This is a genomic window from Mesorhizobium silamurunense (assembly GCF_014843905.1).
GTDB classification, from domain to species: Bacteria; Pseudomonadota; Alphaproteobacteria; order Rhizobiales; family Rhizobiaceae; genus Mesorhizobium; species Mesorhizobium silamurunense.
This window is the reverse complement of the sequence record NZ_LPVS01000172.1, coordinates 1-472: the sequence shown is the minus strand read 5'-3', so window position 1 is coordinate 472 and position 472 is coordinate 1. Positions and strand designations below refer to the sequence as shown.

1 protein-coding gene is annotated in these 472 nt (G+C 62.9%); it reads left to right on the top strand.

Annotated elements, in window-relative coordinates; genetic code table 11:
- Window positions 1-13 precede the first annotated feature (13 nt).
- On the top strand, window positions 14-472 hold a 459-nt coding region (locus tag AU465_RS32895; RefSeq protein WP_192257160.1), incomplete at its 3' end, for an FAD-dependent oxidoreductase.

The following is a 472-nucleotide window of genomic DNA, read 5'->3' as shown; positions in this document are numbered from 1 at the left end:
AGGACATTGCTCTATGGGACTTCCAAGTCACGTCAAATACGTCATCGTCGGCGCCGGCATCCACGGCCTCTCGACCGCCTGGCATCTGGGCGAGAACCTGCGCAAGAGCGGCAAGGGCAGCGGCAAGGACATCCTGGTCATCGACAAGACCGCCATCGCGGCGGGGGCCTCCGGCATCGCCTGCGGCGTGGTGCGCAACAACTATTTCCAGCCCGCCATGCGCCGCCTGATGGCGCACAGCGTCTCGGTCTGGGACAGCGACCCGGAGACCTTCTCCTACCATCCGGTCGGCTACATGCAGATCAGCCCCGAGGTGATGCACGCGGACGTCGCCAGCATCTACCAGCAGCAGAAGGAGATCGGCTATCCGTCGGTCTTCATCGAGGGCGAGAAGGACTGCATGAAATACATGCAGGGCCTGTTCTCCGACTGGCAGGCCAAGGGCATCACCTCCGTGCTGCACGAGAAGAAG